Annotated in this window: 16 protein-coding genes; 7 read left to right on the top strand and 9 right to left on the bottom strand. The window is 70.3% G+C overall.

What is annotated here, in order from left to right:
* The first annotated feature begins 2 nt into the window (after positions 1-2).
* Positions 3-773: a hypothetical protein gene (locus tag P0592_RS02125; protein ID WP_276272617.1), complete on the top strand. Its 771-nt coding sequence runs from the start codon at positions 3-5 to the stop codon at positions 771-773.
* Here P0592_RS02125 and larC read toward each other — a convergent pair.
* Positions 770-2,032 (bottom strand): nickel pincer cofactor biosynthesis protein LarC, encoded by a 1,263-nt coding sequence (larC, locus tag P0592_RS02120; RefSeq protein WP_276272616.1) that lies wholly within the window; start codon positions 2,030-2,032, stop codon positions 770-772. The two genes, P0592_RS02125 and larC, sit on opposite strands and share 4 nt — an antisense overlap.
* A gap of 34 nt (positions 2,033-2,066) precedes the next feature.
* Entirely contained in the window at positions 2,067-2,480 is a 414-nt protein-coding gene (locus P0592_RS02115; RefSeq protein ID WP_276272615.1) for a universal stress protein, read from the bottom strand.
* Between the two features lie 230 nt (positions 2,481-2,710).
* Here P0592_RS02115 and P0592_RS02110 point away from each other — a divergent pair, with 230 nt between their 5' ends.
* On the top strand, positions 2,711-4,936 hold the full coding sequence (locus P0592_RS02110; RefSeq protein ID WP_276272614.1) for a CDC48 family AAA ATPase: 2,226 nt from the start codon (positions 2,711-2,713) through the stop codon (positions 4,934-4,936).
* A 15-nt stretch (positions 4,937-4,951) separates the two neighbouring features.
* Here P0592_RS02110 and P0592_RS02105 read toward each other — a convergent pair whose 3' ends face one another.
* On the bottom strand, positions 4,952-5,221 hold the full coding sequence (locus tag P0592_RS02105; protein WP_276272613.1) for a hypothetical protein: 270 nt from the start codon (positions 5,219-5,221) through the stop codon (positions 4,952-4,954).
* 83 nt (positions 5,222-5,304) lie between these two features.
* Here P0592_RS02105 and P0592_RS02100 point away from each other — a divergent pair, with 83 nt between their 5' ends.
* Together P0592_RS02100 and P0592_RS02095 are read left to right on the top strand one after the other, a co-directional pair.
* Positions 5,305-5,697 (top strand): DUF7522 family protein, encoded by a 393-nt coding sequence (locus P0592_RS02100; protein WP_276272612.1) that lies wholly within the window; start codon positions 5,305-5,307, stop codon positions 5,695-5,697.
* Positions 5,694-6,344: a DUF7504 family protein gene (locus tag P0592_RS02095; RefSeq protein ID WP_276272611.1), complete on the top strand. Its 651-nt coding sequence runs from the start codon at positions 5,694-5,696 to the stop codon at positions 6,342-6,344. Before P0592_RS02100 ends, P0592_RS02095 begins: the two co-directional genes overlap by 4 nt.
* Here the strand turns inward: P0592_RS02095 and P0592_RS02090 are convergent, their stop codons facing one another.
* The gene (locus P0592_RS02090) at positions 6,345-7,484 is read right to left on the bottom strand and encodes a CBS domain-containing protein (protein WP_276272610.1); all 1,140 of its coding nucleotides are present in this window, start codon (positions 7,482-7,484) and stop codon (positions 6,345-6,347) included.
* A gap of 108 nt (positions 7,485-7,592) precedes the next feature.
* On the opposite strand from P0592_RS02090, the gene P0592_RS02085 reads away from it, so the two are divergent.
* Positions 7,593-7,904 (top strand): lycopene cyclase domain-containing protein, encoded by a 312-nt coding sequence (locus tag P0592_RS02085; RefSeq protein ID WP_276272609.1) that lies wholly within the window; start codon positions 7,593-7,595, stop codon positions 7,902-7,904.
* Positions 7,905-8,089: 185 nt separating this feature from the next.
* Complete coding sequence (locus P0592_RS02080) at positions 8,090-8,581, top strand: HTH domain-containing protein (protein WP_276272608.1); 492 nt, start codon at positions 8,090-8,092, stop codon at positions 8,579-8,581.
* A 19-nt stretch (positions 8,582-8,600) separates the two neighbouring features.
* Here P0592_RS02080 and P0592_RS02075 read toward each other — a convergent pair whose 3' ends face one another.
* The 4 genes from P0592_RS02075 to ahbB form a co-directional block, all read right to left on the bottom strand.
* The gene (locus P0592_RS02075) at positions 8,601-8,957 is read right to left on the bottom strand and encodes a helix-turn-helix domain-containing protein (RefSeq protein ID WP_276272607.1); all 357 of its coding nucleotides are present in this window, start codon (positions 8,955-8,957) and stop codon (positions 8,601-8,603) included.
* A gap of 76 nt (positions 8,958-9,033) precedes the next feature.
* On the bottom strand, positions 9,034-10,377 hold the full coding sequence (gene hemA / locus P0592_RS02070) for a glutamyl-tRNA reductase (protein ID WP_276272606.1): 1,344 nt from the start codon (positions 10,375-10,377) through the stop codon (positions 9,034-9,036).
* Positions 10,374-11,021 (bottom strand): precorrin-2 dehydrogenase/sirohydrochlorin ferrochelatase family protein, encoded by a 648-nt coding sequence (locus P0592_RS02065; RefSeq protein WP_276272605.1) that lies wholly within the window; start codon positions 11,019-11,021, stop codon positions 10,374-10,376. Before P0592_RS02065 ends, hemA begins: the two co-directional genes overlap by 4 nt.
* Positions 11,022-11,025: 4 nt before the next feature.
* On the bottom strand, positions 11,026-12,081 hold the full coding sequence (gene ahbB / locus P0592_RS02060) for a siroheme decarboxylase subunit beta (protein ID WP_276272604.1): 1,056 nt from the start codon (positions 12,079-12,081) through the stop codon (positions 11,026-11,028).
* A gap of 90 nt (positions 12,082-12,171) precedes the next feature.
* On the opposite strand from ahbB, the gene P0592_RS02055 reads away from it, so the two are divergent.
* On the top strand, positions 12,172-12,450 hold the full coding sequence (locus tag P0592_RS02055; protein WP_276272603.1) for a DUF7577 domain-containing protein: 279 nt from the start codon (positions 12,172-12,174) through the stop codon (positions 12,448-12,450).
* Positions 12,451-12,498: 48 nt separating this feature from the next.
* Here P0592_RS02055 and P0592_RS02050 read toward each other — a convergent pair whose 3' ends face one another.
* Positions 12,499-12,909 (bottom strand): DUF5778 family protein, encoded by a 411-nt coding sequence (locus P0592_RS02050; RefSeq protein WP_276272602.1) that lies wholly within the window; start codon positions 12,907-12,909, stop codon positions 12,499-12,501.
* Positions 12,910-12,945: the final 36 nt, after the last annotated feature.

Genomic DNA, 12,945 nt, shown 5'->3' with positions numbered 1-12,945 from the left:
CAGTGATCGTCGTCGCCACGGCGGACTTCGAGGTGTACCACGGCGTCGTCCAGGAGCTCCGGGACCGCGGCGTGCCCTTCACCACCATCGAACCCGACGACCCGTGGCCCGACGACGCCGCCGTGGCGGTCGTCGCGGCGGGCGAGCGCGTCGAGGTCCCCGACGGCGTCGACGTAGTGCAGGCCGACCCCGAGCGCCCGCGCCGGGCCGTCGAGGCGGCCGCCGCGACCCTGCGGGGCGAGTCCGGCCGGACCGTCGTCGGCGTCGACCCCGGCGAACGACCCGGGATCGCGGTGCTGGACGGCGAGACGGTCGTCGCCGCGTTCCAGGTCGGGGCCGGCGAGGCCGCCGACGTGGTCCGGCGGGAGGTCGCGGACGCCCCCGACCCCGTCGTCCGGGTCGGCGACGGCGCTCGGTTGATCGGCGCGCGGATCATCGAGGAGCTCGACGACGCCCGCGTCGAACTGGTCGACGAGGCCGGGACGACCCCCTCGCTGGGGCCGGGCGCTCGCGGGATGGGCGACGTGCTGGCGGCGGTCAACATCGCCCGCATCGAGGGCGAGGCGATCGCCAGCCGGGACGTCGAGCCCACCGCCGGCGAACTCCAGCGGATCAAGGACCGCTCCCGGGCGGCCAGCGACGCGAACCGGGCCATCGACGAGGCGCTCGCCCGCCGGGTCGCGACCGGCGAACTCACAGTCGAGGAGGCGCTCGCGCTCCACCGCGGCGAGGACCCGGACGGGGAGACGAGCGACGACGGCGGGACGCCCTAGTCCCGGACCGTCCGCTCGGCCCGCCGGATGACTGCCCGGACCGGCAGCCCCGTCGCGTCGGCGACGGCGGCGGCGTCGTCGAACTCCGCGCTCACGTCGTAGACGTCCCCGTCGGCGTCGCTGGCGATCTTGACGCCCACCTCGTACTGCTCGCCGTCGATCGACAGCGCGACCGTCTCGAACTCCCGGTCGGCGACCCAGCGGTGGCCGGCCCCGTGCTCCCGGACGCCCAGCGTCCCGGTCTCCTCGGCGAGCCGGCGGGCCACCCGCTGGGCGTCCTCGGGCTTGCAGATCACCTTCACGAGGTGGCCGGGACGGGACTTCTTCATCGTGGTCGGGAGGACCGACACGTCGAGTGCGCCGACGGCGCTCAGGGACCGCTGGAGGTCCCCGAGCAGTTCGGGGCTCGCGTCGTCGAGGTTCGTCTCCAGCACGGTGATGTCGTCCCGCCGGAGGCGGCCCTCCGTCTCGCCGACGGTGGCCCGGAGGACGTTCGGGCGCTCGTCGAACTCCCGGCCGCCGGCCCCGTAGCCGGCGGCGTCGACGGTCATCGACGGGAGGTCGGCGACGCCCTCGGCGACGTGGGCGAGGACGGCGGCCCCGGTCGGCGTCAGCAGTTCGGCGTCGACCGGACCGCCCGCCAGCGCCCAGTCGGCCCGCTCGGCGAGTTCCACGACGGCGGGGGTCGGGACGGGGTAGGTCCCGTGGCTCATCTCGACGGTGCCGCCGCCGGCCGACAGCGGCGTCGTCACGACCCGTTCGACGCCGAGGTCGGCAAGCAGCAGCGCCGCCCCGACCACGTCGGCGATGGCGTCGTCGGCACCGACCTCGTGGAAGTGGGTGTCGTCCAGGTCGGTGCCGTGGACGGCTGCCTCCGCCTCGCCCAGCAGCTCGAAGATCGCGAGGGCGTCGTCCTCGACTGGCTCGGGGAGACCCATCCCCTCGACGATGTCGACGACCTCGGCGTACGAGCGGTGGGGACCGTGGCCCTCGGCGCGTGTGTGGGCCCCGTTGTCGTGACCGTGGTCGTGGCTGTGGCCGTCGTCACCGTCGCTACCGGCCCCGTGGTCGTCGGTCAGCAGGACCTCGACCCGCGTCGCGTCGATCCCGCTCCGGTCGACCGAGGCGACGGCGTACTCGACGTCGAGCGCGTCCTCGACCGGAGCGAGGGCGTCGCGGTCGGCACCCGCGGCCAGGAGGGCACCGAGCACCATGTCACCGGCCGCCCCCATCCGGCCGTCGAAGGCGAGCGTTCGCATACCCGGACCGTCGCGCCCGCCCACTAAAAGGCTGTCAGCTCCGCCGGACGACGTGGACGTCGTAGGCGTCGGCGTCGTCGAGGTCCGAGACGCTGATCGTCACCTCTTCGATCTCCGTGCTACCCAGGAAGACGCAGGTGGCGTCCACGTCGCGGGCGACGCGACGGACGGCCGCGGTGAGCTCGGCGGCGTGGGCGCTCGAGTCCTCGTAGTGGCGCTCGGCGTCGTCGGTCGCCTCCTCGATCTTCCGCCGGAGGTCGCTGGCGGCCGTCTCGGCGGCGAAGTCCTCGTGGGGGTCGACCCGGCGGCGTCGCTGGGCGTAGTCGTCGCCGGTCGGAACCAGGGCGACGGCGACGACGTCGGCGTCCAGCGCCTCGGCGTAGGTGACCGCGCGGTCGAGTGCGGTCTCCGCGAGCGGCGAACCATCGAACGGAACGAGAAACACCATACCGGCGCTACCGTGTCCAACCTTATCAAACGCGGCGGTGGCGGCAGACGCGTGGGGGCTCCGAAACCGGCGGCCGCCTCGGGGCGTGACCGGACTGATCGGGCCGCCGTCGTGCGCCGACTGCCGTGTGGTATCAGTTCACGTAAAAACCCGTCGCTGCACCGTCGAGCCGCCGGTAGCATAAAGCATATCTCTCGGGCTACCCCAGTTCCTGGTAGCTCACCTCTACTATGAACGAAGTGCAACTGGAAGTGGCGAAGGCGTACCCCAACGACTCGGGGCGCGGGATCGCCCGTCTCGACCCCGACACGTTGCTCCATCTCAAGCTCTCGCCCGGCGACATCATCGAGATCGAGGGCAGCGACACGACGGCGGCGAAGGTGTGGCGGGCCGACCGGCAGGACTGGAACACCGACACGGTCCGGATCGACGGCTTCACGCGGCAGAACGCCGACGTGGGCATCGGCGAGCGCGTCGAGATCCGCAAGGCCGAGGCCGAGAAGGCCGACAAGCTGGTGCTGGCACCGCCGGAGGAGGCGTCGGTGCAGTTCGGCTCCGACGCCGCCGGGATGGTCAAACGGCAGATCCTCAAGCGGCCGGTCGTCGAGCGCGACATCGTCCCGGTGATGTCCTCGACGAACCACCCGTTCATGCGGTCGCCCGGGCAGGCCATCCCGCTGATCGCCGTCGAGACAGAGCCGGAAGGGGTCTGTCTCATCACCGAGGACACCGAGGTGGAACTCCGCGAGGAGCCCATCAGCGGCTTCGAGAAGACCGGTGGGGGCATCACCTACGAGGACATCGGCGGCCTGCAAAACGAGATCCAGCGGGTCCGGGAGATGGTCGAGTTGCCGATGAAACACCCGCAGATCTTCAAGAAGCTCGGCATCGAGCCGCCCCAGGGGGTGCTGCTGCACGGCCCGCCCGGGACCGGCAAGACGCTGCTCGCGAAGGCCGTCGCCAACGAGACCTCTGCTAGCTTCTTCTCTATCGCCGGCCCGGAGATCATCTCGAAGTACTACGGGGAGTCCGAACAGCAACTCCGGGAGATCTTCGAGGACGCCAGCGAGGAGGCCCCCTCGATCATCTTCATCGACGAACTGGACTCCATCGCGCCCAAGCGCGAGGACGTCACCGGCGAGGTCGAGCGCCGTGTCGTCGCCCAGCTGCTGACGATGATGGACGGCCTGGAGTCGCGGGGCCAGGTCATCGTCATCGCGGCCACCAACCGGGTCGACAGCGTCGATCCCGCGCTGCGCCGGCCGGGCCGGTTCGACCGCGAGATCGAGATCGGCGTCCCGGACGAGGTCGGCCGCGAGGAGATCCTCCAGATCCACACCCGCGGGATGCCCCTCTCGGACGACGTGAACCTCTCGAAGATGGCGACCGAGACCCACGGGTTCGTCGGTGCCGACATCGAGAGCCTCACGAAGGAGGCCGCGATGAAGGCCCTGCGGCGGTACCTCCCCGAGATCGACTTGGACGAGGAGGACATCCCGCCAAGCCTCATCGACCGGATGATCATCAAGCGCGAGGACTTCAAGGGGGCGTTGAACGAGGTCAGCCCCTCGGCGATGCGGGAGGTCCTCGTCGAGCTGCCGAAGGTCTCCTGGGACAGCGTCGGCGGCCTCGAACAGGCAAAACAGGAGGTCCAGGAGGCCGTCGAGTGGCCGATGAACTCCCCCGAGAAGTTCGAGCGGATGGGGGTGACGCCGCCGAGCGGCGTCCTGCTGTACGGCCCGCCCGGCACGGGCAAGACGCTGATGGCCAAGGCCGTCGCTCAGGAGACCGACGCCAACTTCATCAGCGTGCGCGGCCCGCAGCTGCTCAGCAAGTGGGTCGGCGAGTCCGAGAAGGCGATCCGGCAGACCTTCCGGAAGGCCCGGCAGGTCGCGCCGACGGTCGTCTTCTTCGACGAGCTCGACTCGCTGGCCCCGGGCCGGGGCGGCGAGATGGGGTCGAACGTCTCCGAGCGGGTCGTCAATCAGCTCCTGACGGAACTGGACGGGCTAGAGGAGATGGAGGACGTGATGGTCATCGGCGCGACCAACCGCCCGGACATGATCGACCCCGCGCTCATCCGCTCGGGCCGGTTCGACCGCCTCGTGATGGTCGGCGAGCCCGACGTCGAGGGCCGCGAGCAGATCCTGAAGATCCACACCGACGACACGCCGCTGGCCCCGGACGTCAGCCTGCGCGAACTCGCCGAGCGCAGCGAGGGGTTCGTCGGGTCGGACCTGGAGTCCATCTCGCGTGAAGCGGCCATCGAGGCGCTGCGCGAGGACGACGACGCCGACACCGTCGAGATGCGCCACTTCCGGCAGGCGATGGAGAGCGTCCGCCCGACGATCACCGACGACATCCGCGACTACTACGAGCAGATGGAAGAGGAGTTCAAGGGCGGCTCCAGCCCGCAGCGCCAGCGCGGCGGCAGCGGCCGCATCGGCTTCCAGTAGCGACCGCCCCCTTTCTCACTCCCCGCCGACCGCGTCCGAGATCGCCACGAGCTCCGCCTTCCGGAACGGGCGGTCGCTCTCGCCCGCGTCCAGGTCGGGGACCGCCTCGCGGATGCCGGCGCGCATCTCCGGTTTCGGCGGGATCTGGTCGGTGTCGACGTCGGCGTCGACCGCGTCGCAGATGGCCGCCAGCGCCTCCTTCGTGAAGGCCGTCGACTCGACGCGCTCGTAGCGGCCGACACTGACTCGGATCTCGTCTCGGAGTTCGCTCACAGTCGGTGACACGGGGGAAGCGTCGAGGGCGACGGTGGTGTAGCTACCGATCGACGACGGGTGGCTTGATAGTGACGGGGGCGTACGGGTGGGGTATGAGCGACGGGCTGAGCGAAGACGCGGCGGGACGACTGGTCGAGCGCCTCCGCGGACTGGCGGGGGACGAACTCAGGGGGGCGATCAGGTACGAGGAGACGGCTTACGATCTCCTCTACATCCGGGACGACGTCGCCGAGACGTACTCCGAGGACGAGATCGCTGCGGCCGTCGACGACATCGCACTCGAGGCGATGGGCGACCCCGAGCGACTCAGCGGCCTCTACCGGATGGGACAGCTAGAGGCGACGGCCCGCTGGTTCTCGGAGGGGATCCTCGTCCACGTGCCGGCCGACGGGACGACGGGCGTCGCGGTCTCGTTCGATCACACCGTCTCCGCACAGCTCGGGACCATCGTCTCGACGGCCGCCGCCTTCGTCGAGGCCGAATGACCGACAGCTACCGCCTGTACGGGCTGCCGCTCGACCCGGTCCCGGCGGGGACGAACCTCCTCGTCACCGGCGACCCGATGGGCGGCACCGACGGCGTCGCGGTCCGGCTGCTGGCCGGCGGTCTCGCCGACGACCAGGGGATCGCCGCCGTGGCGACCGACCAGCGCGGCGAGGAGCTCCTGGCGGCCTGCGAGGCGGCGGCCGGCGACGCGTTCCGCGGGGGACACGTCGGCGTGATCGACTGTCTGGGCGACCAGGCCGGGGAGAGCGACCACCCGTCGGTCCGCCGCGTGGGGTCGCCCAGCGACGTCACCGGGATCGGGATGCAGCTCTCGCGGCTCTGGGACGGGCTCGGGACCCGCGCCGTCGACGGCGTCCGGACCGGCGTCGTCGACGTGTCGACGATCGTCCGGTACGCCGGCCGGGCTCCGGTCTTTCGGTTCCTCCACATGGTGACCGGTCGGGTCGGCGGCGACGGGCTGGGGGTGTACGTCCTCTACCCCGACACGCACGACTCCGAGGTGGTCGGATCGCTCCGGCCGTTGTTCGACGGGCAGATAGAAGTCCGACACGACGCCGGGCTGGCAGTCCGCGCCCGCGGGCTCGCGGACCAGCCGACCGAGTGGCGGCCGGTCGACGACGGCTGACTACAGTTCGCCCAGCTTCCGGAGCAGCTGGCCGCGGTACTCCTCGTCGGCCTGGACGCCCTTCAGTTCGAGGACGTTCCGTTCGAGCTTGTCGAGCGCGACGTTGAACGCCGTCTCGGCCCCGTAGCCCTCGCCGGAGCCGGCGGCCTGGCCCTTGTTGGTCCGCAGGCGGATCTGACACTGGATCAGCGGCGTGCCACGGAGCTTCTCCTTGTGCTCGTGGAAGCGGACGTGGGCGTGTTGGACCTGCATCGCCTGGTACTTGTCGACGACCTCCTCGATGTCCGCCCGGATGGCTTCCCGGGTGATGGTGTCGAGCAGCTTGATGTTGGTGATCTGGACGTCCATATGGTCCTCCTCGGTGAAGCTCAGCGCCCGGAGGACGTCCGTCTTCGTGAGGATGCCCAGGACCTCGCCGTCGTCGTCGGTGGCGGTGACGACCAGGCCGGCGAAGTCGTTGTCGAGCATCCGGGAGACGGCGTCCTCGACGGAGTCGCCGAGGTTGGCCGTCTCGACCGGGCTGTTCATCACGTCGTAGACTGGGATGTCGAGCACTCGCTCGATCTCGCCCCGCCGGTCGCCACGAGTCGCCTTGTCCATGTCTCGGACGACGACGTCGACGATGTCGTGACGGGTCACCATCCCGGTCAGCGAGCCGTCGTTGAGCACGGGCAGCCGGGAGATCCCGTGCTTGCGGAGGAGGTTGATGACCTGGCCGAGGTTGTCGTCCTCCGTCACCGTGATGACGTCCTCGGTGTAGATGTCCTCGACGGTCAGCGCGTCCAGGTTCTCCAGGACGGCCTCGAGGATGTCGTCCTCGGTGACGATCCCCCAGAGGGCTGTCCCCTCGAACACCGGCGCGATCTTGGTGCCGCCCTCGACGAGCATCCGCGCGACGTCGCGGACGTCGTCGGTCAGCTCGACCTTCGGGGCCGAGCGCGTCATCGCCCCCGCCTTCGTGTCGTCCTCGACGTGGGACTGGACCAACTGTTTCTGCGTGATGACGCCCGCGTAGTCGCCGTCCTCGGTCACGACGATGCCCTTCGGGTTCTCCCGGTCGAATATCGAGCGGACCTTCCCGAGGCGCTTGCCGGCGTCGACCTCGACGTATTCCCTGGTGGCGATGTCAGCAATGTCCATCGTGCTTCACAGCCGGGAGTTGGCTATGAAGGGTTATCAAGCTTGGTTTGCGTTCCCCTCTCGCGGGAGGGCGGCCAGGCTTTTACTCCCGGCCGCCGTCGGTCGAGTATGCTCCCGGACATCGGCGTCCTCGGTCCCTACACCTACCTCGCGACGGAGGTGGCCTTCGGGAGCGTCGCGCTCGCGCTCCTGTGGCGGGCCGGTGCCGTCCGGTCGGCCGCCCGGACGATCGCCGTCCTCTACCCCGTCGCGTACGTCTGGGACTGGTACACCCTGACAGTCGGCGTGTTCAGCATCGAACTCAGGACGGGCGTGGAACTGCTCGGCATCCCCGTCGAGGAACACGTCTTCATCGTCGTCGTCCCGGCGCTGGTCCTCGGCGTCCACGAGACGCTCCGGCTTCGTGACGAGCGTGACTAGGTACCACTGTGCTGACAGCGACATTACCGGGTGTAAAGCCTTCGGGAGCAGCGGCTAACGGTGGAAAGTCGAGCCACCGTGTACCGCCGCTTTCCTGCGATTATTAGGAATTAATATCCTTACGAGACGTGGGGACGCCCCCCACGCAACCTATTTGTAGTGTCGATCGGTTGATTCGTACCGATATGAACGATCAGTCCACCGCGCCGCGGCTCGAACTGTACGTCCGGTCCCTGCTCCCGGACGGTGCCAGCGAGCGACAGGAGGCAGTCATCGACCAGCTCGACCGGCTCGACCGCGAGGACGAGATCGAGGGGTACAACGTCGTCGTCTGGGGGAAACAGGTCGCCCCCGAGTCCGCCGCCGCCAACACGGAGGAGGGTCGGTACGTCCTCAACCGCGTCGCCGAGTTCAAGCAGTGGGCGCTCTCGAACAACGTCTCGCTCGAATCCTTCTACCAGACGACGACCGTCGAGTCCGAGGTCACGGACGGGGCCTACGACGCGATGGTCCTGCCCGTGATGGGGCTGGCGGAGTACAACGAAGGCGAACTCATCCACGTCGCGCCCTGCACCGAGGGCGACGTGGTCCACACGATCATGGACCGGCTGGAGCGCATCGAGGACGGCGAGCCGCCGGCCCTCGACCAGCGGGCCGCCGACGTCAGCGTCGTCTAACGTCCGGTGAGCCGCGGCGCTACGCGGTCTCTCGCAGCGTCTCGGCGTAGCCGCCGACCGCGTCGGCCCCCGCCAGTTCGTCCAGTACGGCGTCGGCCGCGACCGCGAGCTCGTAGGCCGGTCGCCCCTTCCCCGTCGCGGACTCGGTGGTGGCCTTCGACAGCAGTCCGTCGTCGGCCAGCGCCCCGAGGGCCGTGATGACCTCCCGTCGCTCGACGCCCCCGAAGGGGTCCCTGTCGACGTCGTCGAGGTGGTCCCGGGCCGTCTCCGTCACCTCGTAGGAGTGGGCCGGCGTCTCGTCGGCGACGGCCAACTCGACGACCGACAGCAGCACGAACTGTTCGAACGAGCGTGCCGAGCGGAGTGTCTCTTCCATATCTTCCGGTACGACGGACGTGGTAAGAAGATACTGGAATGGTGCAGTCGTCGCGGCGGGCCGTGCTCGCGGCGGGTCAGTCGTCGGCCAGCTGTTCGAGGACCGCCGGCGGGATCTCGTCGCGCATCCCCTCGGGGATGTCCTCGACGGCCATGTCCTCGACGAACGCCGGCGGTTCGTCGCCCTCCGGGCCGAAGTCGGGGTCGAACAGTTCGAGTGCGGTCTGGATGGTCGACCAGTCGTCCTCCTCGGCGGCGTCCCGGAGGCTCCGGGTCGGCGCTGCGAGCAGCTGGGAGACGATGGCGTCGGCCATCGACTCCACGACCGCCTGCTGCTCGTCGTCGAACTCCGCCTCCGAGAAGGCGGTGTTGAGTTCGGCCGCCTTCACCCGCTCGGCGCTCTCGTACATCGCGGAGATGACCCGGTCGGCGCGCTTGCGCTTGTACTGCGCGAGCAGGTGGTCGAACTCCTCGTCGACCAGTCGCTCGACCTCCTCGGCGGCCTCGCGGCGCTGTTCCCGGGTCTCGGCGGTCACCGACTCCAGCGCGTCGAGGTCGTAGACGGTGACGCCCGCCAGGTCGTCCGCGCTCGCGGGCACGTCCCGCGGCTGTGCGATGTCGACGACGTACGTCTCGCCCGACGCCGCGAACGTCTCGGCGTCGAAGACGTGGTCGTTGCTCCCCGTCGCCGTGACGACGACGCGGGCCTCCTCGACGGCCGCGCCGACGGCGTCGAGCGCGATGGCGCTCCCGTCGGCGTCGACGCGCCGGGCGAGGTGCTCGGCGTGGGGTACCGTCCGGTTGGCGACGATGACGCGGCCGACGCGTTCGGCGAGCGCCTCCGCCGCGAGCCGCCCCATCTCGCCGGCTCCCACGACCAGCGCCGTCTCGCCGTCGAGCGAGCACTCGCGGTCGACCAGTCGGACGGCCGCGGAGGCCAGCGAGACGACCCCCTCGTTGATGGCCGTCTCGGTCCGGGCGCGCTCGCCGACGTGGATCGCCTTCGTGACGCCGTCCTCCAGCAGCGGGCCGACGCCGCCGACGCCGCGTGCGTCCTCGTAGGCGTCGCGAAGCTGGCCCAGGATCTGGTCCTCGCCGACCACGATGGACTCGAGGCCGGCCGCCACCCGCAGGAGGTGTCGCAGGCTCTCCTCGTGGCCCATCTCGACGGCGACCCCGTCGGGCACGTCGCGGGTGAACAGCTCGAGGGCGTCGAGCCCGGTCTCGTGGTCGGGCGCGACGACGTACCCCTCGGTCCGGTTGCACGTCTGGAGGGCGAACGCCTCGCTGACCGCGGGGGTCGCCAGGAGCGATTCGACGGCGTGGCGCTGGCTGTCGACCGCCGCCCGCTCCAGCTGGTCGACGGTCGCCCGGTCGTGGCTGACGCGCACGCCGACGATGACGCCCGAGTCCCCTCTCACGCCGAATCACCCGAGTGGTCTCCGATCACGGTGTCTGCTACCTGCCGGGCGTTGGACGCCCCACTATCTAAAGCCTTCCAAACCTCGTCGGCTCTGACGACCCGCCGGACCGCGTCACGCCGCTCCTCGGGCGGGACGCCGGCGGCCCTCAGCTCCTCGCGGAGCTCGCCGGTCAGGGCCGCCATCTCGCCCGCGCCGGCGAACTCGTCCTCGAACCGCTGGCGGAGGTGCTTCGAGAGCGCCGGCGACCGGCCGCCGGTGGCGACGGCGACGGTTACGGGGCCGTCCCGGACCGTCGCGGGGACGACGACGTCGCCGAAGTCCTGCCCGCCGTGGTCGTCGGCCCGGTTGACGAGCGCCCCGGTCTCGCGGGCGGCCGCCGCGGCGGCCGCGTTCAGGTCGGCGTCGTCGGTGGCCGCGACGACCAGCGCGGGGTCGGCCCGGGCGATCCACTCGCCGGCCGCCTCGGCGTCCGGGGCCGCGCGGACGAGGCGGGCGTCGCCGAACTCGCGGTCGCCGAACGCGGGGCTCACGACCACCACCTCGGCCTCGCTGGCGAACCGGCGGGCCTTCCTGGCCCCGACGGAGCCGCCGCCGAACACCAGCACCGTCTCGGCCTCGAAGTCGTGGAGCAGGGGGATCATGGGCTCAGGTCGACTCGACGTTGGCTTCCGCGCGGTCGGCCACCCGGATGCCGGTCTTTTTCAGGATACGGGTCGAGAACAGCGTGTCCCAGTCGGCCTCGCCGACGTCCCAGTGCTCGGCCATCCGGTCGCGGACCTGCCGGATGCGCTCGTCGCTCTCGGCCTCGCTGCGGCCGTGGGTCATCGCGAAGAAGTTGTAGGGCCACACGCCCTCGTGGCGGGGCCGCTCGTAGCAGTGTGTGACGAAGTCGAACTCGGCGACGGCCGGGCCGACCTCGTCGATCACCTCGTCGGGCACGTCCCAGACGGTCATCCCGTTCTCGGAGTAGCCCAGCGCGTAGTGGTTCGGGACGAGTCCGACCCGGCGGACCTTCCCCTCGCGCTCGAACCGCTTGATCGTCGCCAGCACCCACTCGGTGTCCGCACCGATCGCGTCGGCCACGTCGGCGTAGGGGGTCGCCGTGACCGGCAGGCCGTCCTGGATCTCCAGCACGAGGTCGAGCTCCTCGGGGGTCAGCGACCGCCGGTCCGTGGGCGTCACCTCGGGCCCGAGGGCCGAGCAGTCGACGGCCTGCGTCTGTGGCCCCTCCACGGGGAACTTCGCGCCGACGTGGAACTCCTGCTGTTTGGGCATGTTGTACGTCTGCTCGCCGGTCTCGGCCTCGATCTCGGCCAGGACCGCCGGGACCCGGTCCGCGTCGACCACCGAGAGGACGAACCACATGTTGAGATGCGGGTGCTCGCGCTCGTAGTTGTGGGCCACCTCCGGGTGGTCGTTGACGATCTCGGCGTGTTCGTCGAACCGCTCCTCGGGGGCGTGTGTCGCCACCAGCGTCGCCGTCCCGCCGATGGCCTCGGCGTCGATCAGCGCGCCGAACCGCGACAACACCCCGTCGTCGTCGAGCGCGCGGACCCGCGCCAGCAGCTCCTCGCCGCTCACCTCGACGCCGTGGTCGGCCAGCGCCGCCGCGGCCGGCTCGAAGGGCCGCTCGACGACCGGGAACCCCCCTTGGAAGGCGTTCAGGATCGCCCGGTCGACCGTCCCGAGGTCTTCGCTCATACGCGCCTCTCGGGTCTCGGTGGATAAAAGCGGCGCGGGCCGTTCCCGCGGCAGTGTCCTTTACCCCGTCGAGTCCCTACGTCCGATACGGTGATCTCGGACGCCGAACTGGCGGTCCGACTGCTGGTCTACCTGTTCGTCCTCGTAGCCGTGCCGCTGTCGTTCGTCCTCATGTTCCGCGTGATGGACTACATGGCCCACGACCCGCTGGTCGAGCAGTTCAGCGGCCGCACCGGCCCCGACACCGGCCAACTGGACGCCTACTTCCAGCAGGCCGGGATCGAGGCCCGGACCTGCACCTACTGCGGGTCGGCGAACGGGCCGAACTACACGTACTGCCACAACTGTCAGGAACGGCTGTCGGACTGACCGGGGTGTCGGACCTCGTCGGCGAGGTGCCGGACGCGCGGCGGCGTCTCAGTCCCCGCGGACGCCCGTGACCGCGTACCCCGCGTCGGCGATGTCGTCGAGGATGGCCTCGTGGTCGGCGCTGGCCTCGTAGTAGAAGACCAGGTCGAACGACCCCTCCCGGAGCAGTTGCTGGCACTCCCAGACGAACTCCTCGTCGTCGAGGGTCAGCCCCTGGTGTTGGTTCGAGGCGAACTCGGGGTCGTCGCTGCCCGAGTAGACGAAGGTGTCCTCGGGGTCCATCCCGTACCCCTCGGCGATGACGTCGCCGACCTCGAGCGTCGCCTGCATCATCTCGATCTCGTCGCTGCCGTCGTACTCGGTGTGGACGACGGCCCCGTTGAGCCGTATCTCGCCGGGTTCGAGCAACTGCTTGGTCCGGCGGTAGAGCTCCTCGTCCAGCGCGTCGGCGTCGCTCATACGCGAGGCTTCGCCGGCCCCGACAAAGGCACTTCC

The organism is Haloarcula litorea (assembly GCF_029338195.1).
Classification (GTDB): domain Archaea; phylum Halobacteriota; class Halobacteria; order Halobacteriales; family Haloarculaceae; genus Haloarcula; species Haloarcula litorea.
The sequence above is the reverse complement of the archived record's forward strand: the minus strand, read 5'-3'. Positions and strand labels throughout refer to the sequence as shown.